Source organism: Leptolyngbya sp. AN10, assembly GCF_050565645.1.
Taxonomy (GTDB): Bacteria; Cyanobacteriota; Cyanobacteriia; order Leptolyngbyales; family Leptolyngbyaceae; genus Leptolyngbya.
The window spans coordinates 448,141-473,846 of sequence record NZ_JBNXVP010000001.1; the positions used below are offsets into that span (position 1 = coordinate 448,141).

Below are 25,706 nucleotides of genomic sequence, written 5' to 3' on the forward strand. Positions count from 1 at the left end.
TCTCGGTCCAACAATAAACACTATCATCAAGACAACAAGTTAGGTCTCCTTACTTATGCAAAACCCTATTTTCTCTAGTCGCCTACGCGAAGCACTGCGCTATTTCAACATCGACACCCTAATTGAAACAATTAAGCAAGCAGATGCCGGTATTTGGAGAGACCGAGATTCCCTCAACTGGCTTGCGAATACATCAAGAAATCCAGCAAGCAAGATTGAACTTCTTCAAGAGTTAACGCATATTCTCGAACAGCAGCGTCAACGGATTGATCATCAGATTGAAAACTTGGCAGTTGACGTTAATGCCCTGCTCGACCAAGAAACAAAAGCAGTTCTTGAACCTGGATACATAGTCATCAACACTACTACTGCTGAATTTGAAGTTCTATCAAGCAGCGCATTTGATAATAGCGTCCGGGCTGCTCATAGCAACTTCAAGGATGCAATTTCCGAGATTGTTCGGGAAATGGACAACTATGTTGAACCCAATTACAAGATAGACCGCAATATTGGAGTCTACCGCCTGCATCAGATTGCTCCAGAAATCGTTCAACTAAACGTTTACGAGCATATCTTGAAAAACGCACTCGAATTATATGAAACCGAGCAGGTAAAAGCAGTGATTCAATCCCCGCAAACCAAACTGTCTGAGAACGACAAGGTCTTAGTTCCACTTGCAGAAGCAGCAAAAGATCCAAAAGCACAAGCCGATCTACTCTGTTGTTTCGATCAGCTTCTCAAGACACAAGAACCAAACAATTAAGAAAGAGGCGCTCTATTATGGACTATGACCAAATCCTTCTGGAAATCATTAGATCCGCAACGATCGAAGATCTGCTTGAGATTCCTGGAGTGCGTGACTTAATTACAAAATACTATCAAGATAGCGCAAATCAACGCATCAAAGAATTACAAAATCCTAATCCAGATCTAGAACAAGCAAAACAAGAATGGATTACAGAGTATGTGCGTGTAAATCCAGATCAAGAAATTAATGATTGCGAGCAGGTTGCTCCTGGTATGTATTTTCTAAGTCATGAAGAGTATTCCTGGGTCTCATTTCTTTACTTCGTTAACGGAGAACCACATCACGCCTACCGACTCGATCAAATCGAAAACCCGCACCGAGAAATTTACACCCGATGGGCACGAGGAAAAGGCTACGAGTTACGTACAGGAGAAATCGGAAACATTACGTATATCGAGTAACGGCAAAAAGGAGTAAATCGGAGTCTTGATTTATTCCTGGATAAAACCTCGTTACGCCAGAAACACCCTTAAGCAAGGTGCAATCGCTCTGAAAGTCACGATCTTAATAGGATTTGTTCAGCTTTCAAGAAATATCACGTTTATGCGCCATCCCAATTGACCCAATTCTATATTGGCAAGCATTAGAAGCAGATCTGTCAATGATGCCTGAATCTGAAGCTGTGATCTATCAACACGGAATCAAGACGACAACAACCTGGATAAACCAGATCAAAACATCCGGTATCCGTCTTCATAACCCCAAATCAGAGAGTAAAAAAGATTGACCAATGAACGCTCATAACTCGATCATTAACAAAATCAGTAACAACCTTTACCAAGGCAACTACAGCGATTTTCGTTCAGCAGTTTCGGATCTCAGAGTTGCCTACGAACATGAAAAGAAAATCAATCCGTACGAAGCAGGCACAAACCAGCATGAAAATGACCAGCAGTTCTGGGAAAACCAGATAAAGCAGTGCGATAAAGCCCGAACTATCTATGACGCTTGTGTACGAGAAGCAGAACAGAAAGCGATCGAGCAGATGAGGGAACAAGGCTTGGAGATGTTTGCGGAAGCTCTGGAGTTAGAAGATTATTCGCACCTTGCCTTTTAACAAATCACAAGCCGTGAATCAGGCACGTCTTATAAACAGAGGTCAGTATGTCTTGGCATGATCAATCCATTTCAGAAAGATTCAAAATCGTCTCCGAACATGGGCAAACCAGGCTCAAGGAAGAGTGGCATAGGGATCTGTTCAAAGCAGCGCAACTCAACACCCGTTATTTTGTGCATCGCAACTTTATCGAGCGATGCACAAGTCTGCCGGACGCATCAGTGTCACCCATCCTGGTTTCACTCCCAATGGGCGATCATTTCGTGCGTTGCGTTCATCGAGAGTTGCTGTCTGAAAATCGATCCCACTGGGTAAACACTTGCAAAACAGTTGTACAAATTGAAGATACTCTTTGTACAGTTGAGTTGCCTCAAGCCGATATCCTCGCAAAAAGTATTCATGCAGCAAAACTTTCTCTTGCGTTCCAGTGGACAACATCAGGTATCGAAACAAAAGTTACCGTTCTTGAACAAACAGAGCGGGAGTTTGCCTATCGAGCTTACGCAAACCTAAAACGAGAATATCAGCTCGCTAAATCATCGTATCAAGCTTACCTGAAAGAAACGCACCAACGTAATCTTAGGTCTTAAGATAAAAACAGTAATACGTCAACTTCGTCGTACGATCCAGCAGCATCCCGTCATACAGTTCCGCAAACTAGCGAGTATGGCATTTACTATTTGGACGGTATGTCGCGATCGCGACTTTAAGATCAAAAATTGTCCAATTCCAAAACGAACACGAGTGGCGAATTATAGAACTTGCCGCCACCGTCAACTCCAATTCATTTCTCGTCCTGTTTGATCAATGTCTAGAGGCTCAAATCCTGTTCAGACTCAAGTCTTAATCAAACCCAATTTAACCAGGAGTCCTCTTCCATGTTTGACTACTCTTGTCCTGAAACAAAGCTAAGCGCAGAAGCTGTATTACAAACATTTGTCGAAACCATCAACGACGCAGGGGGAATTGCCTATGATAGGAAGGGTTGTCCATTTCCAATCGGTGACTCAGAATGGATCGATCTCGCTACAGTTTATCTTGAAGCGTGTGAAATCCTAAATCTTATTCCTTGCGTTAACCCAAACGAGGACAATGGAGCTGACGATAGCGAGGATAACCCTTCAGATTGATAAGGAATTCGATTTTTAGTGTATTTGTACTGACTTTGCAGTGTTAAAGATCCCAACTTGCCTGAACTAGTCCACAATCGATCATTTTCACTCGATCTCATTGGTATGGTAATTCCAATTCAATCAATTCGGTAGCACAAGTTAAGACTTCAAGTCATCGGCACTGGAACTTCGGAGCGTTTGGCGTTGAACTATACCCCCGACCGGGTCGCGATATTATCAGCCAAGAAGTTTGGAAAGAGGACGGTATTCGTCAAGTGGTATGGCGCAGCTCCTCGCTATTTTGGATCAAACGGTTAATTTTGCGCTACGGCAGTTAATGTCGCATTACTCCTGATACACTTCGCTCAATGTTCTATGAGGAATTACAGCACAGGCAGAAGCTTTATGAAAAGCAAGCAGTTCAAGAAGATTGAGGCTTCTACAATAATTCTATGGACATTTTTTCGGAACTCAAGGACCTCGGACTCAATCACGAACCCCGCGAGTGGCAGCGATTAGCACTCGATCTTTACCTGCGCGAAATTCCAAAAAACTTTCTTACCTGCGTTTGTCCTGGCGCAGGTAAAACCATTTTTGCAGCGTTAGTCAGTCATGCCTTACTCAAACTTGGGATCGTGCGTCAAGTTGTGATCGTTGTACATTCAGACCACTTAAGGGCGCAGTGGATCGAGGAATTTGGCAAACTTAATCTGATTCTGGACACGACCATCCAACGCGCAGGCAGCAAAGGGCAGATCGAAAAAGATGGATTTGTTGTAACTTATCAACAACTTATGACCCCCGGAATGGCAGAGGCGGTTCATCGGGTTGTGCAAGGACATCGGCGCACCCTCGTTGTTCTAGAAGAGTGTCACCACCTCGCAGAAAGCAGATCGTGGGGAGATGCTGTGAGAATTGCTATGCGCGACGTTCACAAGCGGCTACTGTTAAGCGGAACGCCATTTCGACATGACGATGCTCCAATTCCCTATGTGCGATACCACAATCGTACCGGGCAAGCCGACTTCACCTATGGTTATGATGAGGCATTGAAAGCAGGCATTGTCGCCCCGATTTATTTTCCCTCTTATGGTGGCTCCACACGATGGCAAATGGGAGAACAAGAATTTAGTGCCACATTTGGAGAATCGTTAAACCAGACCGCTGCCGCTCAACAGTTGAATGCGGCGATCGGAAGCGAGGATTGGATCAGAACAATACTGCAGGATGCCCACGATCGCTTACAAGAATTGCGGCAGTTTCAGACGGATGCTGGAGCTTTGGTCATTGCCAAGGATCAAGCTCATGCTCGATGGATTGCCGAAATCCTTGCAGAAATTGTAGGAGTGCCACCCGTTCTGGTAATTTCAGAGATCGAGACCTCACAATCCGCGATTGCGCAATTTCGCACCAGTCGTGATCCGTGGATGGTCGCTGTGCGAATGGTCACTGAAGGCGTAGACATTCCACGTTTGCGAATTGGCATCTTCGCGACCAATGTGAGAACCGAACTCTTTTTCCGACAAGTGGTCGGTCGATTGATTCGGGTGCTAGATGGACTGAATGATCAAAGCAGCTACCTGTATCTGCCTCAACATCCAATGCTGTTGCGTTATGCACGCGAGATTGCCAAAGATCGTCGCCACGTCTTACCAAACGTCGCTTCAGTCGCAACACAACGAACGCCTGGAGTCGCAACACAATGGCTTCTGCCATTAAGTGCCGAAGCGATCGCGGGACTAACACTACTTCCAGGCGGAGAATTCTCGACGCAGGAGTTAGCGCTTGCCCAACAAGTTCGTGACTTAGCAAAACTCTCTCATCTTTCATTGGAAACAGTTGCACAGCTGCTTCGAGCACAGCAGCAACTCACAAATAGCCCCGTGGAAAATATTTCTCAAAAGCAATCGTCCCAAAATCATGATCATTAATCATTACGATTAAAGCAAAGTGGACAGCTTCAAACACTGACAGTCCTGCACACTTTGCTCCTACGTTCATGAAGTATGCGAATAGTGTCAATCTGCTTGAAAAGTTTCTTCATCAAATACAGATTTGAGAAATCTAAAATTAGCAGTAAAACGATTTGAACCCTAAGTTAACAGAATGTCAATACTTCTGAATTACAGTGGTTCAAACTCAAGAAAAACCAAGTGACTTCCTCTAAAAACTAAAAGACATGACGACTCCCGAAAGTGAAACTCAAGCATTAAAGATCCAGTCAGTTTTAAAAGCAGCAAAACATCACATCAGTCAGCAAGACGATAGCCTATTGTTTGGTGCTGGGTTAAATGAAGACCATCCATGCACCGTTTGTGAAAGTGGTTATGAATTCATTATTTGGACAGGACTTAACGAAGAAGGATTAATCCACCTCGATGAATCAAAAATCATTGGGTATGGACATAGCACGACATTCATCGAACTACTAAAGTTCGCTGCCGCTCAAGGCTGTCATTGGATTCATTTAGACATGAACAATCCCGTTATCTCTGCGCTTCCAACATTCGATTGGTAACTCATTCCTTATGCACAACTCTGACTATTTAACGGCAGCACTATCCGAAACGCTCTTATGCCTTGAAGCAAATCGTGATGATGAACTCATTATTCCGGCAATGACTCAAGCATATATTGCGCTAGCAAAAGCAACCAACCAAACGCCCGAATTAATCTGCCAAAAGCGGGGAACGGTCATGCCATCAATCGCACAGCTAGGAGGAGAAACCATTCATTCTGAATGGGACTGGGCTACCACGATCGGCAAAACTCTAAAATTAGCAGAAATTCAGCAAGTTACCCTGTCTGTTTTCGACCTCTGCAAAATTGATCTAGACAAACTAGAAGATGAAGTTATAGAAGATGGCTACATTATCGAAATTGAAAGTAGCCTAGAGCAGCCTACCCACCGCTACATTATCACTGAGGTCTTTGAAAACACAGCAAACCGGATTGCTCAAGTCATCAAGCACTGCCTTACTTACTACGGGATTGAAGTCTTGGACAAAGTTCAAGATAGTTAGAAGATCAAACACATTAAAAGAGGAGAACACAATGAATTAATAGCATCCCGACATCATTTCCCCAAACCCGTAGATGAAGCATTGAAAAAGGCAAAGGAAATTCATGAACAGCAGTAAAATGTCCAAGACCTGCTGGAACTTGTATGTTACCTCAAAGCGGCTATGACGGTTCGAGCAGCACCGAATACAACTCCTCTTGAAAGTTGGCGCACAAATTGCCACGAGATACATCTGATTCTAAAACATCAAAAAACGCTTGGGTCTTAACCAAAATCGATCACAACGAAGGAATTGCTATGGGAAAGACGCTTTCAGAAGCATATCCACACTCGGTACAGTGGGTAATGACCACAATTACATCAGGTGGAGTACTGCAGATAATTGACCCGATGTACGAACTTGCTGCAAATGGATTAATCCTAGCAGGACTAAGCTACAGCATTGTAGGACTCGCCGTCTCAATAAAGCGAAAATAGCAAATTTAGGGTGTCACTTAGGCAACAAAATATTAGATAACTCAGCGTTCTGAGTTGATAATGCACGCCTTGACAAAGCACTAATTGCAATCCGATGGAGATTGATTGAGTTTTTCACTGTATGTAGAAATCGCCGAACTCATTCTCATTGTCAAGTTTGGCAATGTAAAGAGAACGAATTACTGGCACAGTTCAGTCGGTTGATTAAGTCCTGACGCGCAAACCCGGCTGAAATCTGCCTGAATCTTCTTCTCGAGACAGCACGATACAAAACGAACAGTTTCTGTAAGTAATCGACTAGCCGTCTTATGCACAATCACTTGCGGAAATCTTCGCATCCAATCAGGAAACCGCACGACAATGCCAAGCGACAACGACCAGCAGATTGAAGTAATAACGCGCCCCCGGTCAAGAGTTTCAGCCAGGATCATATTCGAGCAAAAATCCACAGCATATTCAGGAGAATGCCCTGGAATCTCTACCGTTTCAATTCGGTATTTCTGAGCAGACTGAACAATCAGCGTTAAGCCAATTTTTGGTTCAATTGCGTATCCGAAAAAACGATACTGCCCAATCGTGAGAACGTAGCCATTAGCGCCCAATGGTTCGGTCCTCATTGGAGCTGCACAGCGACTAAACCATTCCTGATGATTTGCGAGATACGCGGCAACCGCATCCAACGAGCCGTGCATCGGCGTTAAACCAGTGTAGTGTTCATTAAATTCATAGATAACGTCAGCCATTAGTTTTCCACCGGAAATTGTTCGATAAAAGAAGGTGAATCAAAAAAAGAAGGAGCAACCTTTTGCCCAATACAAAATCCAGATCCTAGCCAAATCCAGCTTAGAATTAATGCTTTAAAGCACAGAATTAAAGCAGAACGTAAGCGGAGAGACCCTGAAAAAGACAAAGGTTGAGAATGCTTCGTACTCATCAGAAGAAATCAATGACAACAAAAAATGGACACCCTTCCAGACCAGCACACCTTTCGGAACATTCTGCTGGGTTCGATTCTTCAAGAACAAAGCGCTCAACAAAACTACTGGTTACTCGTAAGTTTAGTGTTTCCACTAAACCTGATTGCTGGAAGATTGGTGTTTCTAAGCGACGTTAGTAATGCATTAGTGACTGCATGATTACCTTGAAAATCACACCGCAGGTTACGACTACCGTCATTGTTTTATACCTATCGTGTCACAGCGTTTATCAATTTCAATCTCACTAAACGAAGATTTGCTAGTGCCCGCCCGCACTGAAAAATCTACCAGCCGGAAGAGTTTGAGAAAAATCAGTTCCTCTAAAGCCTCAAACTCAAGGAGTTGCAAGCAATTCCAGTTCACCCAATCCATAAAAGATTCAACCGTGCCCCTTAATAATTCTCAGACCCAACAATTTGTTGATTTTTTGATTGCAAATGCACCTCCAGATCCGACCGATATTAAGCAATTCCTCACCGCTCAAATTGCAGCGTTTCAAAATCAACCCAACCCGCCGATTATTGAGCAAGAAGAAGGATTTGTTTACTATCTAGAAGTCAGTATTACCGATGGTGAACACCAATACCCACAATCGGTTTATTTCTTCTGTCCAAAAACAGTAAGCGATGATGATTATGCCTATGCGATCGCCTGTACATATCTAGATTCCGATGTTGGACAACAGTGGACCGGAATTCCTTTTAACCAGTCCGACTCGACATTTGAATTTAGCAACGGCGAATATCGACTGGTCGAATACGAGTGGCATTCACAAGAAGACAGCACTCAAATCAAGGATCAAGATTGGATTCGATTTGATCGATCTCGACTCGAACATTACTATCGTGTGAGTGGACAGTTAACACAGCACGATTATCAGAGCTAGGCAAGTTTAGCAGAAACACTCAGAGGTTGTTTTCTCAAGAAGCTAATAAGTCCTCTGAAGTTCATGTCACACAGTGGCTGAAAAGCACACTAGGAAGTGAAAAGCTTGAAACGCACGGACAACTCAAGAAAGTGCAAGAGGAATCGATAAAATCGACCTCTTGGCTGATCAGGCTTCAGCTTGTCGTATCGCCCTAGCTTCCACCTATTAAGTCTATCAAGGCTCAAACCTTCATGTCTCAATCAAATTTAACCGTTTTTGTACTCTCGGAGGGCAGTGGCATTTATGAAGGCTATTTTGTTCTATCAGCACAAATGCCAAATGCAACAAATCTAAGCCCTCGTGCATTGTTCGCTGTAGAAATGGGCAAAGGAGTCGCGATTTCTGCTGCTGAAACAATTGCTAAAGAATTTCCCGGATGGCAGTTAAACTGCGATCTTGAATAAAAGGGAAATTCAGTCCGCACAAATGACTCTGTTCAAAGACCACAAATGATGACAATTCCTTTCAATCTCATGAGCATAAAAAATCTCAGTTTGTCGCTCACCGGGCAGATTAGTCAAATCTGTCGACTCGCATTGCAGGATATTGAGGCAATGCTGAACGAGCTAGATCAAAACATTTTCACAATTCGTACAAGCTACTATTTTCCAATAGCTCAACACCGAATTAGCTCAATTGAAAAACTCGTTAGAACGATCTCAGAATGCGAAGACATTAGCGTCGAGCAGGTAATGCGAGAAATTCGATGGGGAGATCGTTGGCAAGAAGTTCCACCCGATTGCGTCCCAGAATGGGGCACACCGACTGAGTTTCCAAATGTGGTTGACGATGAAAGTGAAACTGCTCATTCTGAAACAAAACCTGACTGGCTCAACCCTGAATGGTTAACCATCAACTATGCAGCACCTAGACTACGTGATTACTTTGAAGAGACACTAGATGATCCTCATCTGTTGGCACGTTTGTGTCACTTAAGTGACGTAGAACTCAACCATGCTGCCTTTCGAGTCATTCAGCATGTGGACAGTCGAAATCGCTACCACAAAGATGCGATCGAAGTTTTGCAAGACGCAATCGAACACTCAGAAAAAGAGCAGCCCTCATGAATTCCACACCTAACTTTTCCAATCTAGGACTCACGACTCAGTCTGTTAACGTCCTTTATGTTATGGGATGCACAACCAACCTGTTAGATCTGGCTGAACAGTATGCAGATGCAACCGGAGATGAAACGGTTTTGTTAGATTTAGATTGTATTGGAAGTAACCTAACACAAGCCGGAGGTTCAGATAATTCTGAATTAGAATTAATCGTTTCTACAGCCATCACAGGTGGATTTAAAGCGGTTGTGCTAACCGCCTAAGAAAATGGTCTTCAGACCGCATCCTGCTGATTAAAACAGCCTGATATCAAAATTCTCAAGGCTGTTCACTCCATCTGAAATGGTTTACTTCATTTGGCAATTTCTCGCTCTAACACAGAGCAATAAGGCACTACTCCAAACCTTCCTAAAGAATCGGATACAAGCTGACTTCTATGTAGATCGTTTTCTAACCTAGACTGGAATAATTGATCCAATCACCGATGCTGCAAGACACGATCCTTCAGATGTCACCAAAATGTTTAGGTAGGACAACTGAAGATGCAGTAGTCTTCAGCATTCATTGATATTCAGAGCCGGGTCTTCTCACTTCTGGTTACTTCAGATTGCTTTTATCCAAATAATATCGCATCTCTAGGCGATCAACATAAACCCGAATCAAGACAACGAGTCCCTTTTGCTTATCTCGCTGCCATTCTGATTTCCCCTTTGCGACATTGTCCTTTCAACACAACAACTTTACCGATGAAAAATCCCGTCTTTCAACCTGAATTTAACGAAGCCCTTGAGGATGTCATTAACATTGCAGAGGGCTTACCGATAGATAGTAAAAATGAAGTAGACATCGCTTCGCTGAAAAAGCAGTTAGCCAAAGAAGTAGGAGAATCATCTGATTCAGTAAAAGTATTTCTAGCAGAAATGGGGCGTTACCCACTCCTCACTCAGGCACAAGAAATTGAACTATCCAGAGAAATTGCCAAAGGTGGCAGTGCTGGAGAACGGGCAAAACGGAAACTAGTAAGATCAAATTTGCGGTTAGTGGTATCAATTGCTAAGAAATACCTGAATCGCGGCGTTCCCTTTCTCGACCTGATTCAAGAAGGTACGATGGGTCTAATGAGAGCTGCCGAAAAGTTCGAACACGAACGCGGCTATAAATTTTCAACTTACGCCTACTGGTGGATTCGCCAAGGGATTACACGCGCGATCGCGTCTCAAGCGAGAACAATTCGTCTTCCCGTTCACCTAGGCGAAAAACTCAATCAATTAAGTAAAGTTCGGCAAGCACTTTCTCAAAACCTCGGTCGCAAACCCACGAAGCAAGAGCTAGCCGCTGCGATGGATGTTGACGAGAACAAATTAGAGCAAATGCTTTCCGTAAAGCAGCAATCTCTGTCACTCAATCGTCGCATCGGCAAGGACGAAGATACGGAACTCATCGATGTGGTAGATTCAGAAACCGTTGCTCCGACCGAACATTCAGATTTGGTTTTGTTAAGAGACCGTCTCAATTCTGTATTAGACCAATTGGATGATCGAGAGCGTGAGATTATCAAACTACGATTTGGCTTAATCGATGGTCAGCAACATACTTTAAGCGAAATTGGTCAAATTTATGACTTGTCTCGGGAGCGGGTGCGACAAATTCAAGCAAAAGCCCTGAGAACCCTGCGGCATCCTCGTCGTCGAGCACTATTAAAAGATTGGATGGATTAAGGTAGATGCGATGATTGAACCAAGGTTTCTATATTTTTCCGAAGGCACGTTGCCTCTGGCTGAAAAACAGCGTAAATAGCCCCAGCTCGAAATAATCGCACAAATTCATCAGGAAACGATTGGGATGCACAAAGTTCAGATTAAGCTATTAATCCTATGGTTCTGGCTGCGATTCCACTTCAATCAAAATCGTAAAAGTTGCTTAAACTGCGCCCATGGTTCAGCAAGTGCAACTGGAGATAGGTGGAACGAACCCCGTGAATACGAATGGGGATGTAGCTATCAAGATAAAGAAGGGCAATTGCGAGTTGAGGCATTCGATCGCTTCATCGGCGAAGTCGGATTTGACTTCGCCACAATTTGCCCAAAATACCGAAACCTTACGCCTGAAGAACAACGCATTCAGACTGAATGCTACTGAAGAAAGACGAACAATTGCTAAATCACAGTCCACCTTACACCTCAATTAACAATGATGAGACTTACAAGAACCGCTTTAAGCGAAGAAGTAAAACCAGCATTGGAGCAAACCTATAAAATAATTCTGCAAGAAAGCCAGAGCCTATTTTCCAAAGGAACGCGGATTGAAATCAGACGAAACCTGCAGACAGGAATTCCGCAGATTGCCTTCAATTTATGCGCCATCCGAATCGAAGAACAAACCATAATTCTGGAAAGCTGGCTTTGTCAATGCTGGATTGAAACATTAGAAGATAAAACTCAAAGGATAACTTCGCAGATTCACCATTCCAGCAGAATTTCAGTCAACCTCGCCACCCAAGTTATTGAGTACAAATGCGGCGAAGCGATAACTCAAATCAGCCCCACTGAGATTGCCATTACGGGAAACGATTGGGATGGACAATCATTCAACAGCGAGTGGGATGCACTCAGCCTCATAAATTCCTGCTTGTTAGCCCTACAATTAAACTCCTGTCAAAGCCATGAAATCCACCAATGGGATGGAAAAAGTGATCCGTCTCAACTTGCCAAAACGCTACTCGACCCCAGACCTGATACCCGTCTTATCAGTGAGCAAGTGTCAAAATAACCACCGTTAGCCTGCTTTTGCTATGCAACAATTAATTCCCAACTGGCTCACGGAAATCGTCAAACGAAGATGCAGCACTAAAAGTATCGACCTAGATTGGCGAGACTCTGATCTTGGCTTTGACTTTTCTGACATCCACTTATGGGTTCAGCGAGGAAACGAAGTTCTAGACTACTCATTCGATCAAGTTGGAGCAAAACCGCGCAAACCTAACTCGACGCTCCGAGTAATCTGACAGTGTTGCTCGGAGCGATTGCTAACCTGAGTGAACACACAGGGGTTTATCAACTACAAGACTGTAGCTAGGGGGGGATGTCTATAAAAAGACCAAGCTTGGCAATAAAAAAGGATATTTTTTATCGGAGCGTAGATCTCCACAAATAGACTTTACTTCCAATCATTCAATGATCATCAAAACCCTCTTGAGAAAAGAACACAAACCAAGAGGGCTACACTAGACTGGATCGAAAATGGAGAAAATCAGAACCATTACGTCAATGATTTTTTCTTCTCAAAATTTACGATTACTCCTTCACATCAATAAAGCCTTGGAATCTCAGAGAAAAAAACCAGAAAGACGAATTGATGCCGTACGTTTGATCATTGAGAAAGTCGGAAAACTTCATTTGTACGAGGACAGCAACGAAGCTGATGAACTAATCAAAGCGATTCGCAATCCAACCGAATTCTATCTACATTCGCTCGGCAATTTGCATCTATTTCAACAATCCGATGAGTATCAATGCGAATCAGCAATCGCTGTGTGGAATTTTATGGGAGCAGAGCAGCTTTCGTTTACTCCCCCTATCAAGACAACACTCAGAATTCGCGAAATGTCGATAATTTCATTATTTCGAGCCGAAGAAGGACACGATTGCGCGATCGCATCAATGTTTCACAAAGGCTGTACATACTTCGGGTTAGTTTACCTTGATCTGTCTGAAGTGATACAGAGCCTGCAATAGCTCACCAAGTCATGACGCTTATAGACAAAAACACTCTAAGGCTTTAGATCAACATGATTGCTCCTCAGTTTCAAAATAGACTGGATAAAATCATGTCTTAAAGTGGCTTATGCAAAACGGAACTATACTGCAATATGACAGATTGGCTTCCGCCAACTTGCCACAAATGCCTAAACAGATTTCAAGTCCTGTAAAAGCATAACTAAACTATCTCGATCTGAAGTCCTATCACTGGAAAATCTTGGTCGATTCTTAAACGGAGGCAGCACACACTACTAAGGGGGCGTAACGAAATAACTTGTACGATTTACATAACGTTCTACATCATCAAACTTGTGCAAGTTATTTTCACCAGGACCTAAGAAGAGGAAAGAATCGATGAAACAAGCTATCCCCGCGATTGTTCTGAGTATCACTCTAATGCTGAATGCTTGCCAGTCCATCCCGATAGAGAGCGCGTCGCCTGAACGAGACCAAGCTGTAATTCAGTTTATTCAGGCAACTTTCCCAACTCAACCGAGTGCATGGATAAAGAGCTTGCCACCGAAGGTCAATGCCGTGTATCGATCGCAGATAGAGAAATCCTTACAGCAACAATTTAACGACTGCAAGGAATGTGTATTTGCTCTGGATCGGATTCAGGTGAATACTCAAGGCTTGCCTGCGGGTGAATGGGAAGTAAAGCTCCGTGGCAAGCTCACGCTACCGCGCCGGAGCATATCTTTTCACAAGATGTTAACCGTGAAGGAAGTCGCTTCAGCCAATTCAGCTAAGCAATCAGCGTTCGAGATTGAGCAAATTAAGGAAATTGAGTGAGAAACGTGACCGATGGAAATTGACGCAAAAACGATGGAAGAAGTCACAAGGATTTGTGAGTCGATCGGCTATTCCGATGCCGAGATTATTAACGATAAAGTCTTTGCTTTTCGAGGGACGGATGCAATGAAAACCTTAGTACGGGAAGACCGGATTATTGAGCTATTAGAAGAAGCTAGGGACAAACAGTTTTGGCGAACTGAAAAGAGACAATCTAAATGGCTTGTTATTTTATCAGTTTTTGCCGTTTGTATGATTACCTTTGGAGTTGCAACTAGGACACTTACTTGGTTTCGCCCTTTGTATGGTTTAGTTCCCAATGAGGAAAGATCCTCACTATCAGAGATAATGTCACTTACAAGGACAATCATTATCACTTGTCTGATCATTCTCTTTGGGCTTATAAACCAGCTACGTCTCCAAGGCGGACCGTGGAAACCATCGGCAATTACAACATTAGTTGCCATTAATTTGATCTTGCTGAGTGACTTATTGACCTACTTGGTTCTCTAGCGCTAAATCATTCATGAAAATCTCCCTCGCAATCGCACAACACTCAAACGGCAATCTAGCTATTTTATCCTGACTGAAACAGTAGATGCAGTCCTACTCATAGCTATCAGAACTGGGAACGATTTGAAACCTTGAGGGAAATCGTGTAGTTGTAAAGGTTGTTGATTGACGACTTCTAAGTTAAAAGAATCCTGATGAATAACGCATTTCCGATGGGCGCTCCGCCCGATATCGACACCACTTTTACCTGGAAAGGAAATGGGCAGTGCGGAAACTGGAAGTCTTACTGCCGACTGAGAATTTTTAGACCTCATCCCGAACAAACGGTTGTGATCGTATCAGCAATTAAAGGCGACACCGGAACGAGCATCACAAACAGCGCACCAAAACTTGCAGAGCTTGTTTGCCAGCAATACGGAATCGCACCTGCAACATTAATGTGGATTGAACAATACCCCTATTACCGAGGTACACCTGAATTTGCAGCAGAATTTTCTCAAGTTATCCTAACGTGGCAAGAAAACCGCGTGCTACATCACACCTGGCAAACTATTGGTCGCCAGGAGATTGAACAGTGTGTCCTTTTTCCGCTGTAAAGGCAAAGCTGTAGGAAGAACGAGAAGATTCGTTCTTCCTACAGCTTCTTATACTAAAGTTCAATGATTTCAAGTCTCAAACGTCCTATCTCATATAATTATGTTAGACCTACACCAGTACCTCAAAACTGCCAAGATTTCATCAATCAGTTACTCACAGCTTAAACAGCTATGGAAGAACCTTAACTACACAAATGTTAGTTATTTTAACCACAACGCACAAATTGCATTAGCACTTGCAAACCAGTATGGGCTATCAGAAGCACATCGGTGGATTGAATCAAACCCAAATGACTACGAGTGGGGAGTTGAAACAGGGCAATGGACTCTCATCGATGGATGGAAAAACGGAAAATTTAACGCTCAAACCGACATCATTGCAAAACGATGGAATGAAGGAGCGAACGCAAATGCACTCACAAACGTTCCCCGATTCTGTATCCTTCATTCAACGTGTGGACATGAATGGGGATATAGTGGGAGTGGACCTTCGGATTTCGCCTTGGATATTCTAAATTGGTATCTACCTGGAAAAGTTGCCAAGCGCGATACAGTTGACTGCTTAGTTGGAACTTCACGACGATCAGCATGGCAACTACATGGGCTACTTCGAGAATGGCTCAATGAAAAACTCGATCGATCTGGCGGAACAATCCCTGCTCAAGAAGTACACAACTGGATTCGCAATCACCACAATCAGGTACTAGTGCAACAAAGGTGAATTCTCACTGGAGCATTACTAATGGCTGGAACATAAAAGATCATCGAAGTTGGAAAAATTCATATCGCGCTCTCGTTGTACATCAGGTTGAATCTGGCGGTTTGGAGGTGTAATGGCATTTAAACTAGGACTCCACCCAAAAGAAGGTTTTCCGGCTCTAGAAAAGCCGCAGAATCACAGGCGGTGGATTTTTTGAAGCAGTACTGCAAGTTTGCCGTAGAAAATCGAAAGAGGGAGATTGAATCTATCAAATCATTGAAGAAATTCAAGATTTAAAAGCAGAAGCCTAAATAGAAACACACAGCAATAGAAGACAAGATTCTCATCGCAACTGAAACACCAGACCTTAACCCACTCCGACAATGAACCAGAATCCTTACCAGGAGATTGCATTGACCCTGAAAGCTACGAATTTTGAGTTGTTTCAAAAAATCGAAAGCAATGCAGCAGACCCAGAAGTATACCAAGCAGTTATGGCTTGGGTCAGGGCTTCTGAACTCATTGGCTTCAAGTACAAAATGCTTGTTGAACAAGTCAAAATACTCAGTGCTTGACAATTTCCTCAGCATACAGACAAACCGAAGAGAGAGTTTCTCTAAGTTGTAATTAGTCTAAGTTGAGCCAGTCCGAGGTTACAATCTATGCCAAAAAAACCAACGAGTTAGCGCAATTGTTCCTTCAGCACTAGAAGAAGACTTGTTCACACTACTTCAAGGATAGTCTCTCTACGGATCAGAAATTTTCGAGCAGATCAACACCGTTCGCCGGAAACATCAAATCAAAGCATTAGGCATCGGATCACTCTATCCTGCTCTCAAACCCATGAAGTCAGTAAATTTAATTGCTTATTAATACCTTGCTAAGGAGGTTCCATGACCAGTAGTCCAATCCCAGCTCCAAAGTACGTCTGTCAAACCTGCAATAAAGAATGGGTTCGAAGATTTGTGGGAATACCATTTCCAATTTGCAGCACTGCAGCCAATGGTGGAACACCTGAAATCTGCAATTGGCAGAAAGCTAAGAAGTAAATTCAGAACAGAAATTACCGAAAATCCCAAGAGTTAATCCAATATTATGATCAACAGAACGTTTGTCGCTCAAACTGGACGCATTCCGATCGAAACGATGCAACAGATCGATCCTCAATTTAAGACTCCTGGACTCAACGCACTCGTTGAAAGTTTTCGCCGCGTCGAATTAAATCCACAATAGACAGCAACCCAAGCGCTACTGTTGAACAGGCTGTAGCAGAAGTAATCTTGCCCACTTCAGACTCTTAATTGGCGCAAGTTAAAGAAAAAATCAATTCTATAATCGCAAGAACACTACCTTCCTACACGTTGACCATGACTCAACTTACAGACACAACATCTCTTCATTCCGCCGTAGCTCAGTTACTACAGGCAAGTTGGAACTGCACAACCGCTTCTGGCTCAATTGCAAAAACAATCATTGCACTTCACTATCACCGACTTTACTGTGAGACCATAGAGGATGCCAAGCGGCTGGAAAGAACAAGTGATCTTTCCTATATCAGCAACTTTTTATCCAAAGTCAATCAGGTTCAATGTTTGATTGATGTGGATTCAAACGCAGGCATCATCTTGCAGGAAGTCATCAACACGATCGAAAACAAACATCCTTGCCTGGTTCATAACTATCGAAAACTTGCGGAAGCAAACTTGGTTGAACATCTACTTGACTTCGATACAACATTTCGCGGCAAAATCCAGAGAATTTACAGTCTAGAAAAAATTCATATCATCGCAACCGATAAGCATACATCTGCTTTCTACAGCATTGTTGACGGACGGTTCCAAGGACGATCTTGGGAAACTCTAGATCAAGCAATTGTTGGAGCAATCGCCATTCGATATGACGGCATCAACTCACAAGCTGGGCAATTCTTCTGCAAAATGATTGGACTGTCGCCAACCTTAGAATAAGGCTAAAGCAACGGCCCACCTGTACAGATGGATGCAACTAGGGCTTGAAGAATTACACTCATTCAGTTCAACCATTTGACCGAGCAAGGCTTGCACCTAAATTCAAGGTTAAACCGTCTGTTAAAACTACGACCCTTTACTAGGATGCGGCACAAAAATACGAACACTGGGCATTTCAATGCCCAGTGTTCCGTTGTGATCAGTCGTTTCCATATTCCTACAACCTAATTGCTGCGCTTCATTTTCGATATTAGCGTTTAGCAAAATTGCACGGGAGCCAGCGGAATCGATGCAGTCGGGCAGTATTATGTATGCTCAAAAGTGAACTCTCCGTCAGTTTTTCGATCGATGCCGCATCTGTATCGGCTGCTAGAATTTAGAAGCAGGAGAGACTTGGCGCGAAGAAAAACTTTAGCAAATCAGTCTCGACAATCAAACGTCGATCGAGGAAACCGATATGCAAAAGCCCAGAGGAAACCCAAGCTGGACCGAGAAATGGGGAGAACCGACAAAAGCCGTTCGCTTACCAAAATCCGTTGCTGATGCCGCAACATCTGAATTACAAAAAGGGACACCCCTCGCAGAAGTAGCAGAAAGAGCTACTCGACAAACAAAAATTGTGCAATTGCCGCAATCCTTAGCGGATATTTTGAAAGAACGATTGGATGAGGAAAGAGAAAATCCACTCACGTTAACGCTAATTCAAGCGATCGCATCAGCAATGCGAATGAAAAACAGTCCTTTATCCATAGCTGAAATCGGAGCCACGATTGCCGAGAAGAAGTTATACAGCTTTGCTTCTGAGACACCAGCACTAGAACAAATCCAGAACAAATTGAATCGACACTGCCGGAATATTCAACCAGCACCCGTCATAGTTGAGTATTTCACTGTGATTCAAGACTCAGATAAACCACGCTATTGGCTAAGTGACGAACTGCTGAATCCTAGTCTTAAAGTGTTGCAACATCAAACAGAGTCGCTAAGACCTAACGTTGAGGCATTGAAAAAGGAAAAGATAGAACTGCTCAAGCATCAAGCAGCAACACAGCAGGCATACACCGAAAAGTTTACTGAACAGGTATGTCAATACCTTGCTAAACTACCTCCTGAACAATTCAGTCCCGTGGCAATCGCCATTCTAAAACTATTTGGATTTGATCGAATCGACCGACATGGACGTGAATCGTTACGTGGCGTGAGCAACTGTACAAAATTTCCGTTGATTCATCCTAGAAGCTCTTTCTGGGTGCGTCAGAACACTAATCCGTTAACAACTGCTGAAGTTCACGAATTTCGAGAATGGATTAACTCTCACAGTTCACCCTGGGGAATTCTTATCACACTTGGAAGCGCAGATAAAGCCGTAAAGTCGGTTGCGACTAACCCCAACGCCACTGGTGTTGTTATCGTCGATCGTGCCGCACTTGGAACAGCGCTAATCGACAATAACATCGGTATTCTCACAGAGTTAGAAAGCGGGATTCAGACTTACGAATTTGATTGGGAGCTAATCAACAGCGAAGGTTCAACTAACTACGATTTAGATGTCAACCATCAGTGATTTCAAAACTAATTTGCCAGAATACTAGAAAATGATAGAAACATTCCCCCTAATAATCGTTAATCCAAGCAATGACAACAAGTCTCCTATTAACGGTGATATGTGGTACGAGGTTTACGTTGTAGCCAATCCTGCGTTATGGAATACAGCTATTGAGGCACTACCAGAGATAAAATGCTTTCGGTACAAAGACGGGAACTGGGATACCTGCTATTGCTATATCCAGAAAGGAATAAGTCACTACGGCTTTGTAAAATTAACAGATTCAAAAGCGTGTTGGAAACAGCTCCAATACGCCAACGCTGCTTTTGAGCGTCAGTTACGGGAAGCTTCGCTGCATTTAGAACTATCTATAGAAGCACTGGCTGTTCGTGATAACTATCAATGTGACAAACAGTCACAACCTTAGAACTTTAAGACAAACGAGGAAAGTTTGTCCCGAAACTCGAATATGGAGTGCTCCTCCACCCTTCTATCTACTCAAAAAGACCAGTTTGAAGCGATTATCGAAAAACTTGCTGATGCCTAGGACACTATCAGAAGATCACTAGACGACCAATTAACTAAAGATGACAACATCTATCAAGTCAGCATTTACCTAAATAAAGCAGAGCTTGAACAGATCAGTCAGATCGACGGCGTATCTCAGTTTAGGCACTGGTTTAATCAAAATTGCGGAGCCTCGATCGATCAGTTGACTGTAGATTAGTCCACCACCGTTGCACTGCCGAAATCTACAGTGAATCTCTGAGCCGATGGTAAGAACAGTACAACTATCAAGTTCATCTGCAGAGAACAAGATTGTTCACAAGTCATGATTTTCTGTTGCTCATGCACCTTTTTACTTATCGATAAAGCCAGCGAGGACTTGCAGCAGTACTGTGATCTCGCGTTGCCAATCTCCTGCAACGCTCCTGGCGTGTAGTTCATGTACACCAGGAGCGCCCTTACACGAATCTAGAGTGCAAGGATAGCTTAGCGGGACATTTTAAACCAATCCTCAAAGTAAATAAGATTGGAACGAACAGGTGTATACAGTTAGACTTCAGCCCTCAACTATTGCAGCGGCTGCTGCATTCAGGATGAAAAAAGTGGTTTTAGAATTTTTTGAGCAAATTTGCAAGGAGGTCTAAATGCAGACAAATTCAGTTCAAAATTCAGAAATCGTAGAAATCAGAAAGAATGGCGAATTATATCAAATTCGTTATGAATGGAGCAACGATCTCGACCCGGACGGGCGAATCGCAGCGATCACTTGGAAGCTGAACTTTAGGGCAGCATGGCAAACCGCTAAACAGCAGTTTATGTTCAATTCTCAGGCTTGAAATTCAACCGAAAGCCAGCCACCCTAATAAAGCTACTGTAAAATGCCAGTAGCTTTATTGAGAAATAATAGTGTTGCATACCAGTAGCACAACCAAGCTTTCTGATTACCAGTATCAAATCCGATGCAACCTCCGCACCCAACGAGAGATTTTAAGATTTCTACGAACGGTAAACGAGCTGTCGCTTCAGGTCATTGACAAATCATCGACATCAACACTATTTGACATCGCATGATGTCCACCCGGGTACTACCCGCAATGATTACATCAGTCATCATTTCATAGAGTAGCGTATGTCAAGCATTAATCTCGCTGAAAGTCGATTAGTTTGGGAAGAGGTCTTTGCAGCAAACCCTGCAGTCCGAGGTTTTTATCCAAACTACAACGACGAAGACATTGACCATGGATACGATTATGTTGGAGTTCCAGCACCCGAAAAGCCTCGCCCGATCGCTCGATGGATCGTCACAGAGCAGATCAATTGGCTACATCGAGAACTTCCTGGAACCATTCTTACAGTTGAACAGGCAAAGGCAGAATTTTGGGATAAACTTCCTACAGATTTAGAAGCTGCTTACACAGCAGGATGGATCTTATCGATCGTGAACAGATCCTATCTGTGGTGGCATCCCTACAAATCAGCGTTTGATTGCGAACTCCGCTTCAACTCAACATTCCGCTATCCAGTCCCAGCAGAAGCACAGTGGGGAGCGCCAATAGAACCATTTGATTTCGACCATACCAAAATCAACAAAGAAGGACACTCCTGGATCAACGAACTGCAATTCTACAAAAGGAATGAGCTACTAGTAACACTAAAGTTCACCCACAAAGGGAGCTACCACTTTCAAGAAGTAGTAGGAAACTGTCGCCAATATGAACCTCAGTGCTATGCCTACCGAGGACACGCTTACAGCAAGGAACATGCAATTGTGCTAGGAGTACGAGATTTCATCACACCCTCCTTGTGCAACCACCCGATGCTCGAAGATTGGGAGAAGTACATTCCGGTTGCACGCGCTTTTGCGGCTGGTCGCGCGGTCAATGGTGTGCTGTACTTTGGGGAAGAAGGATACTACAACCCACGAGCGCTACGCGGAGAGCCACTACTGCAAGTGTGTCTCCAGTATGGAGCTGGAAGTTATACAAGAGAGACGCCTTCTCCAGAAGGACTACAGCGTTTAATGACACAGTTTGGCGGGTATCAATTCGAAGATGCCCTCGCACGAATGAGCCGTCTGCTCGAATTGGGTGAGACAGGGGAAATTGTTGACGTTCAGGGCGGACGGATTTCTATAATCGATGGAAGAGCGCAAGCAAAGTCTGCTGAAGCGTACTATCGACCCATTACCAACAATAGCCGTGCAAATTTGCAACTGTTTTGCAGTACAAAGACAAAACCACAAATCCACACACAGCAACATGGACAGCCAATGGTTATCTCAGCGTCAGCAAGAACTAAAAACACAAGAACCTGCGCTCTATCAGCAGATGCTACAAAACCGCGACGCAACTCGGCACGCAATTGAGTTTTACTTTAGAACAAAACGCCAGTTTACCTACGATGAATTTCACTCGTTCTGCGCTCAGAATCCTTGAATTCTAGAGAAATCTCGCTGATAGAGACAGCGTTCCGCTTTTACAGCACAAATGTTACTCAGAATCGCAAATATTGCAACGTCTATGGAGGCAATTACTCCCGTTGATTCCACTGCCGTGACACGGACGCTGTCGATTTCTGGTCGAAATCTGCTGATTTGACGATCGACGAATTAGCAACGGTCACAATTGTAATATTCCAAAGCGTTTGGCAAACCAAATCGGTCAAACGTGTTAGCAAACAATATTTTGCTAACTTAGATCAATCCAAAAAACTCGTCTGCTCTAATTAAACCCATCATGTTCAAAGTCAAATTCCTGTTCAAACTACTCATATACAGCTCACTTGGAATTTTTGTTTCTCTTTACATTGGCGGTTGCGGTGCTAGCGTTCCCAAGGACACTCAACTTTACGAAGTGAACGGCGCTAAAGTTTGCGATCACCTTCAAGCGACTCCAGACCGCAGCGATGATTGTGATAACCCTAAAGCAAACGCTGGTATTTATTTTAATCCTGGTAGTAACTCGACGTTTTACCGCAGTCCAAGCGGAGAAAATATTGTGGTCGATCGCGATGTCTCAGCGCCGGGTACTCGCGTGGGATCCACGATGCCTTTAAGAAGCCCAGTCATCACAAACGCCTCTGGGACTCCCTTAATGAACGGAGATGCTCTAGTCAGATCTCCGTCTCGCACAAATCCCTCGATCAATACAGCTCCAATTAGATCGACTGCTTCATTTGATGCTCCTGGCTTGGGTAAAGTGGCTGCGGGAAAAACAGTCACCGCAAATCGAGGACTGAGCTTTGGTCGGACAACTAGTTCTTCACGCTTTGGGGGTTAGACATGAAATTACAAGAGGCTTTAGTCAACAAAGCTAAAGATCAATTCTTCGATCGACTCTCTCAAGAAGCATACTCAGATCTCCCAGCAGATGTCCTCACGATGTTTGAGGGAGTTAAGTCTGAACGCCGCCCTTATCTTCTGTTTAATCCGCTTAACATTACACCCGCATTTTGTCGAGCAATTCGTCAGGCAGCCGAACAATATTGGAGTCTTGCAACCTCTACTGCACAGATTTTTCAATATCTACCAGAATCTGAAATTCTCGATTGGGGTTATCCTGAAGATTACATTCCTCAACTACTTGCGGATAATACAGCTCCTTGTGAAATGCGACTTGATATTGCTGTAGATCCAGAAGCATTTAAGCAAGATCAGTTCTGTCTAAATGATTTCAAAGTCTTAGAATCAAACTCATCAACGCCCGGATTCTGGGCAGAAACATTTGTTTTTAATGAACTGATCGCGAATCATTTTGGGCTTCAATGTCCAAACAAGGGAATGAGAGAAGCGCAGACTCAAGACTTCATTGCGTATTTGAAAAAGTCTTTTCCTACTTACATTCATGGCAAAGATACGGTGTACTTTTCCTTTCCCTTTGTCGGAGCACACGAAGATATTTTGTCATTTGATGCACGGATTGGATGCTTTCAAAAACTCGGAGGCAAAGCGCAATTTATTTACTCTGAAGAATTGGTGATTGAGACCGACCTCACTCAAGACTTGAGTCTCAAAACACCAGACGGGGCTGGAGTTAAGTACTTGTTCTTGCATTACCCAAACGAGTGGCTCATTGAGGATCAAGGTGAGCTTGTTTCTGACAATGACCTCAGCGTAATTCCTGCAGCACGTCCTTGGGATTACTTGCAGCAGCTTGTTCTCGAAGGCAAACTCTACCGGGTTCCTCCCATTCGCTCCGAAATCATTCAGAACAAAAGCTTCGGTGCCTTTCTGTGGGAAGGAGTTCGTTCCAATCGATTTGATTTCGAAACGACTCAGTTGATCAAGACGCTTGTTCCAGAAACATACTGTACTTATGACGAAGCTAAATCCTACGGCTTAAGTCAAATTTGGGAAAAGCCAACCTATGGGCGCGAAGGAGCGGGAATCATTCTTTGGGAGAACGGAGAAAGTGTCGTTGATACTTACAACCCAGAATTCGACGACGACGAATGGTACAGACAGATGCTAGCGATCTATCAAGCAAACTGCAAAATGCCAACATACGAGTTTGAAGACGAAAGGGTGCTATTGATGTTTACAGTCTATCTTTCCGCAGGTGGACGAGCATCAGGAATTGGATGTCGAGCGGTTGCTGAGTCGAAGCGCGTCATTGATACTCAGCAAGGACTTTGGTTCCCCATTGCTTTGAAAACAGGCAACTAAGCCTTCAAACAGTCACCTCCCAAATCAATTTACCTCATGACAAAAATTCTATACAGTGATGAAATTCTAGAAATGCTTCATGTCGGACTCACCACGACGTACTTAGATCCAGAACGTCGTAGCCAGTTCCTTGAGGCAGTGGGTGAAGCGATTGCCAACGCCTTCGGTGGAGAACTCTCTAGTATTGGCGAAGCTCGAACCCATGATCTCAGTGAACCCACAACAGAGTCACAGGTTCAGCACACACCCGATGACGACCAAGGACATTCCTTTTCCTTTCGATGGAACACAGAAACTCCTGAAAGCGGAGGAATTTGGAACTGGTACGATCTCGATATGACGATCGAAGATTGGAAAAAAGAAGCTGAGATCAAAGGAACAGCAATTTGAAACAGGTACCCAGGCTACAAAGGGTAATAGCATTATTTCAACTTGCCAAGTTTAGAGTTTTGATTAAGTCTGAGATGCAAACGGGTAGAAACGCTGGAGAAAACCATCCACACAGACAAATCGGATATTCAGGACAGCAAATTCCGAATACCCAAAAAGTCAGAGCCTACCCGAATGACAAAATCGTTAATGGAGTTCACCTCGATTTTTAGACCATAACAAGTAGGAGAAAACAACCATGGGCATTCATTGGACAGAAAGAGACACTATCGAAAACAAGCTGTTTAAAGGCGAATTCACGACGCATGAAGCAATCGAAGCGTTGATCATCGCGGGTGCAGAACCTGATGAAGCAAGCCACATCGTTCGATCGGTTCGCAAAATGCAGTTTGTTGTAATGGCATCAGCATTCGGTAAGTTTGTCGAAACGGGTGGCTCTGATTTTATTCGCAAAACCTTGAGTGAATTTAACGCAGATGCTTTGCTCGGTTTGATAACGACGATCGACAAACAGACAGATCCTAACGAACCAAACCTGAGTAACTTCAGAGTTTGGGAAAAGCTACTTGATGAAATGGGTGTACCTGGCTCAATGCCAAACCTCAACGCCGACATCAATCTGATCTAAGAATTATGATAGTGAGGTCAACCCGGAGTTACCCTGTCCCTTCTGCAGCAAGGCTGCGGTTTTTGTAGGTGAAGGGATTTGGCAGCGCCACGGCAGATTTGAATATCTACCGCCCCGCTTCGGGCACTACAAAACTGAATCCAACACAGGTAGGATTTGCGAAGCGTCTGCCCTAACAAAAGAAGAATGTGAATATTCCCAAAA

Annotated in this window: 34 protein-coding genes; 32 read left to right on the forward strand and 2 right to left on the reverse strand. The window is 43.6% G+C overall.

The window, feature by feature from the left end:
- Positions 1-55 precede the first annotated feature (55 nt).
- From ACQ4M5_RS02270 to ACQ4M5_RS02280, 3 genes are all read left to right on the forward strand, one after another.
- The gene (locus ACQ4M5_RS02270; RefSeq protein ID WP_430673988.1) at positions 56-763 is read left to right on the forward strand and encodes a hypothetical protein; all 708 of its coding nucleotides are present in this window, start codon (positions 56-58) and stop codon (positions 761-763) included.
- A gap of 17 nt (positions 764-780) precedes the next feature.
- Positions 781-1,209 (forward strand): hypothetical protein, encoded by a 429-nt coding sequence (locus ACQ4M5_RS02275; RefSeq protein WP_430673989.1) that lies wholly within the window; start codon positions 781-783, stop codon positions 1,207-1,209.
- A gap of 329 nt (positions 1,210-1,538) precedes the next feature.
- Positions 1,539-1,865 carry a hypothetical protein gene (locus ACQ4M5_RS02280; protein WP_430673990.1) on the forward strand — a complete coding sequence of 109 codons (327 nt, stop codon included), beginning with the start codon at positions 1,539-1,541 and terminating at the stop codon, positions 1,863-1,865.
- A 186-nt stretch (positions 1,866-2,051) separates the two neighbouring features.
- Here ACQ4M5_RS02280 and ACQ4M5_RS02285 read toward each other — a convergent pair whose 3' ends face one another.
- On the reverse strand, positions 2,052-2,318 hold the full coding sequence (locus ACQ4M5_RS02285; protein ID WP_430673991.1) for a hypothetical protein: 267 nt from the start codon (positions 2,316-2,318) through the stop codon (positions 2,052-2,054).
- A gap of 425 nt (positions 2,319-2,743) precedes the next feature.
- On the opposite strand from ACQ4M5_RS02285, the gene ACQ4M5_RS02290 reads away from it, so the two are divergent.
- From ACQ4M5_RS02290 to ACQ4M5_RS02310, 5 genes are all read left to right on the forward strand, one after another.
- A complete protein-coding gene (locus tag ACQ4M5_RS02290; protein ID WP_430673992.1) occupies positions 2,744-2,995 on the forward strand; it encodes a hypothetical protein in 252 nt (83 codons plus the stop codon).
- Positions 2,996-3,429: 434 nt separating this feature from the next.
- Positions 3,430-4,908, forward strand: a complete 1,479-nt coding sequence (locus tag ACQ4M5_RS02295) for a DEAD/DEAH box helicase (protein ID WP_430673993.1) — start codon at positions 3,430-3,432, stop codon at positions 4,906-4,908.
- Between the two features lie 248 nt (positions 4,909-5,156).
- The gene (locus ACQ4M5_RS02300) at positions 5,157-5,495 is read left to right on the forward strand and encodes a hypothetical protein (protein WP_430673995.1); all 339 of its coding nucleotides are present in this window, start codon (positions 5,157-5,159) and stop codon (positions 5,493-5,495) included.
- A 10-nt stretch (positions 5,496-5,505) separates the two neighbouring features.
- Complete coding sequence (locus tag ACQ4M5_RS02305) at positions 5,506-6,000, forward strand: hypothetical protein (RefSeq protein WP_430673996.1); 495 nt, start codon at positions 5,506-5,508, stop codon at positions 5,998-6,000.
- A gap of 296 nt (positions 6,001-6,296) precedes the next feature.
- Positions 6,297-6,476 carry a hypothetical protein gene (locus ACQ4M5_RS02310; protein ID WP_430673997.1) on the forward strand — a complete coding sequence of 60 codons (180 nt, stop codon included), beginning with the start codon at positions 6,297-6,299 and terminating at the stop codon, positions 6,474-6,476.
- Positions 6,477-6,655: 179 nt separating this feature from the next.
- Here the strand turns inward: ACQ4M5_RS02310 and ACQ4M5_RS02315 are convergent, their stop codons facing one another.
- Complete coding sequence (locus tag ACQ4M5_RS02315) at positions 6,656-7,219, reverse strand: DUF1997 domain-containing protein (RefSeq protein ID WP_430673998.1); 564 nt, start codon at positions 7,217-7,219, stop codon at positions 6,656-6,658.
- A 216-nt stretch (positions 7,220-7,435) separates the two neighbouring features.
- Between ACQ4M5_RS02315 and ACQ4M5_RS02320 the strand changes: the two genes are divergently transcribed.
- From ACQ4M5_RS02320 to ACQ4M5_RS02435, 24 genes are all read left to right on the forward strand, one after another.
- Entirely contained in the window at positions 7,436-7,612 is a 177-nt protein-coding gene (locus ACQ4M5_RS02320; RefSeq protein ID WP_430673999.1) for a hypothetical protein, read from the forward strand.
- Positions 7,613-7,838: 226 nt separating this feature from the next.
- Positions 7,839-8,339: a hypothetical protein gene (locus ACQ4M5_RS02325; RefSeq protein ID WP_430674000.1), complete on the forward strand. Its 501-nt coding sequence runs from the start codon at positions 7,839-7,841 to the stop codon at positions 8,337-8,339.
- A 233-nt stretch (positions 8,340-8,572) separates the two neighbouring features.
- On the forward strand, positions 8,573-8,785 hold the full coding sequence (locus ACQ4M5_RS02330) for a hypothetical protein (RefSeq protein ID WP_430674001.1): 213 nt from the start codon (positions 8,573-8,575) through the stop codon (positions 8,783-8,785).
- A 69-nt stretch (positions 8,786-8,854) separates the two neighbouring features.
- Complete coding sequence (locus ACQ4M5_RS02335; protein WP_430674002.1) at positions 8,855-9,448, forward strand: hypothetical protein; 594 nt, start codon at positions 8,855-8,857, stop codon at positions 9,446-9,448.
- Positions 9,445-9,705, forward strand: a complete 261-nt coding sequence (locus ACQ4M5_RS02340; RefSeq protein ID WP_430674003.1) for a hypothetical protein — start codon at positions 9,445-9,447, stop codon at positions 9,703-9,705. The genes ACQ4M5_RS02335 and ACQ4M5_RS02340 overlap by 4 nt, the downstream gene beginning before the upstream one ends.
- 483 nt (positions 9,706-10,188) lie before the next feature.
- The gene (locus ACQ4M5_RS02345) at positions 10,189-11,160 is read left to right on the forward strand and encodes a sigma-70 family RNA polymerase sigma factor (RefSeq protein WP_430674004.1); all 972 of its coding nucleotides are present in this window, start codon (positions 10,189-10,191) and stop codon (positions 11,158-11,160) included.
- A 124-nt stretch (positions 11,161-11,284) separates the two neighbouring features.
- The gene (locus tag ACQ4M5_RS02350; protein WP_430674005.1) at positions 11,285-11,581 is read left to right on the forward strand and encodes a hypothetical protein; all 297 of its coding nucleotides are present in this window, start codon (positions 11,285-11,287) and stop codon (positions 11,579-11,581) included.
- A gap of 51 nt (positions 11,582-11,632) precedes the next feature.
- Positions 11,633-12,211 carry a hypothetical protein gene (locus ACQ4M5_RS02355; protein WP_430674006.1) on the forward strand — a complete coding sequence of 193 codons (579 nt, stop codon included), beginning with the start codon at positions 11,633-11,635 and terminating at the stop codon, positions 12,209-12,211.
- Between the two features lie 22 nt (positions 12,212-12,233).
- Positions 12,234-12,446 carry a hypothetical protein gene (locus ACQ4M5_RS02360; protein ID WP_430674007.1) on the forward strand — a complete coding sequence of 71 codons (213 nt, stop codon included), beginning with the start codon at positions 12,234-12,236 and terminating at the stop codon, positions 12,444-12,446.
- Between the two features lie 262 nt (positions 12,447-12,708).
- Positions 12,709-13,176 (forward strand): hypothetical protein, encoded by a 468-nt coding sequence (locus ACQ4M5_RS02365; protein WP_430674008.1) that lies wholly within the window; start codon positions 12,709-12,711, stop codon positions 13,174-13,176.
- 378 nt (positions 13,177-13,554) lie between these two features.
- Positions 13,555-13,992 carry a hypothetical protein gene (locus ACQ4M5_RS02370; RefSeq protein WP_430674009.1) on the forward strand — a complete coding sequence of 146 codons (438 nt, stop codon included), beginning with the start codon at positions 13,555-13,557 and terminating at the stop codon, positions 13,990-13,992.
- A gap of 12 nt (positions 13,993-14,004) precedes the next feature.
- Positions 14,005-14,505: a hypothetical protein gene (locus ACQ4M5_RS02375; protein ID WP_430674010.1), complete on the forward strand. Its 501-nt coding sequence runs from the start codon at positions 14,005-14,007 to the stop codon at positions 14,503-14,505.
- A 194-nt stretch (positions 14,506-14,699) separates the two neighbouring features.
- Positions 14,700-15,101, forward strand: a complete 402-nt coding sequence (locus ACQ4M5_RS02380) for a hypothetical protein (protein WP_430674011.1) — start codon at positions 14,700-14,702, stop codon at positions 15,099-15,101.
- Positions 15,102-15,201: 100 nt separating this feature from the next.
- Positions 15,202-15,822: a hypothetical protein gene (locus tag ACQ4M5_RS02385; protein WP_430674012.1), complete on the forward strand. Its 621-nt coding sequence runs from the start codon at positions 15,202-15,204 to the stop codon at positions 15,820-15,822.
- A 362-nt stretch (positions 15,823-16,184) separates the two neighbouring features.
- Entirely contained in the window at positions 16,185-16,376 is a 192-nt protein-coding gene (locus tag ACQ4M5_RS02390) for a hypothetical protein (RefSeq protein WP_430674013.1), read from the forward strand.
- Positions 16,377-16,896: 520 nt separating this feature from the next.
- Positions 16,897-17,034 carry a hypothetical protein gene (locus ACQ4M5_RS02395; protein ID WP_430674014.1) on the forward strand — a complete coding sequence of 46 codons (138 nt, stop codon included), beginning with the start codon at positions 16,897-16,899 and terminating at the stop codon, positions 17,032-17,034.
- 134 nt (positions 17,035-17,168) lie between these two features.
- On the forward strand, positions 17,169-17,768 hold the full coding sequence (locus ACQ4M5_RS02400) for a hypothetical protein (protein ID WP_430674015.1): 600 nt from the start codon (positions 17,169-17,171) through the stop codon (positions 17,766-17,768).
- A gap of 457 nt (positions 17,769-18,225) precedes the next feature.
- Positions 18,226-19,332, forward strand: a complete 1,107-nt coding sequence (locus tag ACQ4M5_RS02405) for a hypothetical protein (protein WP_430674016.1) — start codon at positions 18,226-18,228, stop codon at positions 19,330-19,332.
- A 1,133-nt stretch (positions 19,333-20,465) separates the two neighbouring features.
- Positions 20,466-20,657 carry a hypothetical protein gene (locus ACQ4M5_RS02410; protein ID WP_430674017.1) on the forward strand — a complete coding sequence of 64 codons (192 nt, stop codon included), beginning with the start codon at positions 20,466-20,468 and terminating at the stop codon, positions 20,655-20,657.
- 293 nt (positions 20,658-20,950) lie between these two features.
- On the forward strand, positions 20,951-22,186 hold the full coding sequence (locus ACQ4M5_RS02415; protein WP_430674018.1) for a hypothetical protein: 1,236 nt from the start codon (positions 20,951-20,953) through the stop codon (positions 22,184-22,186).
- Between the two features lie 370 nt (positions 22,187-22,556).
- A complete protein-coding gene (locus ACQ4M5_RS02420; protein ID WP_430674019.1) occupies positions 22,557-23,099 on the forward strand; it encodes a hypothetical protein in 543 nt (180 codons plus the stop codon).
- 2 nt (positions 23,100-23,101) lie between these two features.
- Positions 23,102-24,484: a glutathionylspermidine synthase family protein gene (locus ACQ4M5_RS02425; protein ID WP_430674020.1), complete on the forward strand. Its 1,383-nt coding sequence runs from the start codon at positions 23,102-23,104 to the stop codon at positions 24,482-24,484.
- A 36-nt stretch (positions 24,485-24,520) separates the two neighbouring features.
- On the forward strand, positions 24,521-24,874 hold the full coding sequence (locus tag ACQ4M5_RS02430) for a hypothetical protein (RefSeq protein ID WP_430674021.1): 354 nt from the start codon (positions 24,521-24,523) through the stop codon (positions 24,872-24,874).
- Positions 24,875-25,112: 238 nt separating this feature from the next.
- Entirely contained in the window at positions 25,113-25,502 is a 390-nt protein-coding gene (locus ACQ4M5_RS02435; protein ID WP_430674022.1) for a hypothetical protein, read from the forward strand.
- Positions 25,503-25,706: the final 204 nt, after the last annotated feature.

Bases quoted from the DNA above. Each gene is read 5' to 3' on its own strand.
- ACQ4M5_RS02320 (WP_430673999.1), top strand. From the start codon at position 7,436: ATGGACACCCTTCCAGACCAGCACACCTTTCGGAACATTCTGCTGGGT.
- ACQ4M5_RS02350 (WP_430674005.1), top strand. From the start codon at position 11,285: ATGCACAAAGTTCAGATTAAGCTATTAATCCTATGGTTCTGGCTGCGA.
- ACQ4M5_RS02345 (WP_430674004.1), top strand. From the start codon at position 10,189: ATGAAAAATCCCGTCTTTCAACCTGAATTTAACGAAGCCCTTGAGGAT.
- ACQ4M5_RS02275 (WP_430673989.1), top strand. From the start codon at position 781: ATGGACTATGACCAAATCCTTCTGGAAATCATTAGATCCGCAACGATC.
- ACQ4M5_RS02385 (WP_430674012.1), top strand. From the start codon at position 15,202: ATGTTAGACCTACACCAGTACCTCAAAACTGCCAAGATTTCATCAATC.
- ACQ4M5_RS02335 (WP_430674002.1), top strand. From the start codon at position 8,855: ATGAGCATAAAAAATCTCAGTTTGTCGCTCACCGGGCAGATTAGTCAA.
- ACQ4M5_RS02375 (WP_430674010.1), top strand. From the start codon at position 14,005: ATGGAAATTGACGCAAAAACGATGGAAGAAGTCACAAGGATTTGTGAG.
- ACQ4M5_RS02425 (WP_430674020.1), top strand. From the start codon at position 23,102: ATGAAATTACAAGAGGCTTTAGTCAACAAAGCTAAAGATCAATTCTTC.
- ACQ4M5_RS02305 (WP_430673996.1), top strand. From the start codon at position 5,506: ATGCACAACTCTGACTATTTAACGGCAGCACTATCCGAAACGCTCTTA.
- ACQ4M5_RS02270 (WP_430673988.1), top strand. From the start codon at position 56: ATGCAAAACCCTATTTTCTCTAGTCGCCTACGCGAAGCACTGCGCTAT.
- ACQ4M5_RS02405 (WP_430674016.1), top strand. From the start codon at position 18,226: ATGCAAAAGCCCAGAGGAAACCCAAGCTGGACCGAGAAATGGGGAGAA.
- ACQ4M5_RS02410 (WP_430674017.1), top strand. From the start codon at position 20,466: ATGCAGACAAATTCAGTTCAAAATTCAGAAATCGTAGAAATCAGAAAG.
- ACQ4M5_RS02295 (WP_430673993.1), top strand. From the start codon at position 3,430: ATGGACATTTTTTCGGAACTCAAGGACCTCGGACTCAATCACGAACCC.
- ACQ4M5_RS02340 (WP_430674003.1), top strand. From the start codon at position 9,445: ATGAATTCCACACCTAACTTTTCCAATCTAGGACTCACGACTCAGTCT.
- ACQ4M5_RS02395 (WP_430674014.1), top strand. From the start codon at position 16,897: ATGATCAACAGAACGTTTGTCGCTCAAACTGGACGCATTCCGATCGAA.
- ACQ4M5_RS02365 (WP_430674008.1), top strand. From the start codon at position 12,709: ATGATTTTTTCTTCTCAAAATTTACGATTACTCCTTCACATCAATAAA.
- ACQ4M5_RS02290 (WP_430673992.1), top strand. From the start codon at position 2,744: ATGTTTGACTACTCTTGTCCTGAAACAAAGCTAAGCGCAGAAGCTGTA.
- ACQ4M5_RS02315 (WP_430673998.1), bottom strand. From the start codon at position 7,219: ATGGCTGACGTTATCTATGAATTTAATGAACACTACACTGGTTTAACG.
- ACQ4M5_RS02280 (WP_430673990.1), top strand. From the start codon at position 1,539: ATGAACGCTCATAACTCGATCATTAACAAAATCAGTAACAACCTTTAC.
- ACQ4M5_RS02330 (WP_430674001.1), top strand. From the start codon at position 8,573: ATGTCTCAATCAAATTTAACCGTTTTTGTACTCTCGGAGGGCAGTGGC.
- ACQ4M5_RS02380 (WP_430674011.1), top strand. From the start codon at position 14,700: ATGAATAACGCATTTCCGATGGGCGCTCCGCCCGATATCGACACCACT.
- ACQ4M5_RS02360 (WP_430674007.1), top strand. From the start codon at position 12,234: ATGCAACAATTAATTCCCAACTGGCTCACGGAAATCGTCAAACGAAGA.
- ACQ4M5_RS02355 (WP_430674006.1), top strand. From the start codon at position 11,633: ATGATGAGACTTACAAGAACCGCTTTAAGCGAAGAAGTAAAACCAGCA.
- ACQ4M5_RS02420 (WP_430674019.1), top strand. From the start codon at position 22,557: ATGTTCAAAGTCAAATTCCTGTTCAAACTACTCATATACAGCTCACTT.
- ACQ4M5_RS02390 (WP_430674013.1), top strand. From the start codon at position 16,185: ATGAACCAGAATCCTTACCAGGAGATTGCATTGACCCTGAAAGCTACG.
- ACQ4M5_RS02430 (WP_430674021.1), top strand. From the start codon at position 24,521: ATGACAAAAATTCTATACAGTGATGAAATTCTAGAAATGCTTCATGTC.
- ACQ4M5_RS02435 (WP_430674022.1), top strand. From the start codon at position 25,113: ATGGGCATTCATTGGACAGAAAGAGACACTATCGAAAACAAGCTGTTT.
- ACQ4M5_RS02415 (WP_430674018.1), top strand. From the start codon at position 20,951: ATGTCAAGCATTAATCTCGCTGAAAGTCGATTAGTTTGGGAAGAGGTC.
- ACQ4M5_RS02400 (WP_430674015.1), top strand. From the start codon at position 17,169: ATGACTCAACTTACAGACACAACATCTCTTCATTCCGCCGTAGCTCAG.
- ACQ4M5_RS02370 (WP_430674009.1), top strand. From the start codon at position 13,555: ATGAAACAAGCTATCCCCGCGATTGTTCTGAGTATCACTCTAATGCTG.
- ACQ4M5_RS02300 (WP_430673995.1), top strand. From the start codon at position 5,157: ATGACGACTCCCGAAAGTGAAACTCAAGCATTAAAGATCCAGTCAGTT.
- ACQ4M5_RS02310 (WP_430673997.1), top strand. From the start codon at position 6,297: ATGGGAAAGACGCTTTCAGAAGCATATCCACACTCGGTACAGTGGGTA.